Below are 1,249 nucleotides of genomic sequence, written 5' to 3' on the forward strand. Positions count from 1 at the left end.
CGCGCAGTCTTAACTGCTGGTCTAGTCGTTATCCTCTGTTTCACTAAGTGAAAATAAGTTAACGCTGTCTAACAGTTAGGTTAAGTTAGATATTGTGAAGATTTATACAACCTTATAAATCTTCTTCCGAATTTTATTAACGCCTGAGATAAATATCTTGGGCGTTTTTTTATGCTTTATTTTACAGAGCGAGTGTCTACGAGCGAACTGACACAACAAGAATTACAAAATATTCCTTTCTTTGATTACAGCTTTCATCTGAACCAAGATCGGGAGTTTTTCGGCTATGCCGACAAGAAAATATTTGCTTATTTTTTGAATAGATGTAATATTGTTGCCATAGGTAACAGGAATTTAAGAATGACCAGAAAACGCATTGCTTTGAGTGTTCCTCCTGAGATGGAAGAAGTTTTAGATAAGATTTCTGACTTAACAGGACAACCTAAGACAAAGATTATTTTAGAGATGTTAGAACAATATGTTCCAGTGCTTGAGCAAACTATAGAAGCCTTAGAGCAGATTAGAGATAACAAAGAAAATGCCTTGAGCATTGTTCAAAAATTTGCAGGTGATCTTTTGCTTGATGGTAACCAAAAGCTAGGACAGATTGCTACTGAGGTTAAGAACCTCAAATAACAGAAAAGCCCTGAGAACGGCAATTCTCAAGGCTTTGGAATCCTGTAGTTGTACGGCAACATTTTAGGAGCTACCTAAATGAATAGGAGCAATACTATTGTACGGTAACAAAAATGAAAGTCAAAGAGTAGAAGCGGGAGTGAGAGGCGGAGGGACGACAACGATTGCGACCGCTGATACACTGCCGACTTGTAGACTTGTGACAGACGGTAAAAAAACATGGGCTGTCGATGAAAATGGGAAGCCCCTTGGTAATACTACGGATAACTCCGCCATCCGCACACAGCAAGGCTTTCAGGCAATCAAAGAACGGTTTAAATTACTAGATTCAGCTCGAAAAATACTTAATGGGGAACGTACCCAACACTGTTTCTATAATCGTGTAGATAAAAATGATGGTGTAGGGGTCACATTTAATAAATTTCGTAATAAAGCCAATTATACGAACGTCATGCGCTGTGCAAATGCATGGGGCTGTCCTGTTTGTGCTGCAATTATTTCCGAACACCGTAAATGTGAAGTCAAAGATGCTATGGATTGGTGGCAGAAACAAGGCGGATCTGTATTACTTCTTACCCTTACTGTTCCTCATTATTCAGATACTGACATAAAA

1 protein-coding gene and 1 pseudogene are annotated in these 1,249 nt (G+C 38.8%); both read left to right on the top strand.

The window, feature by feature from the left end:
• Nucleotides 1-171 precede the first annotated feature (171 nt).
• Nucleotides 172-636 carry a hypothetical protein gene (locus FTV38_RS18270; RefSeq protein ID WP_257222737.1) on the top strand — a complete coding sequence of 155 codons (465 nt, stop codon included), beginning with the start codon at nt 172-174 and terminating at the stop codon, nt 634-636.
• Nucleotides 637-733: 97 nt separating this feature from the next.
• A pseudogene (locus FTV38_RS17680) lies at nt 734-1,249 on the top strand (hypothetical protein); the annotation flags it as partial.

This window comes from Acinetobacter sp. YH16044, from assembly GCF_013417145.1.
Classification (GTDB): domain Bacteria; phylum Pseudomonadota; class Gammaproteobacteria; order Pseudomonadales; family Moraxellaceae; genus Acinetobacter; species Acinetobacter amyesii.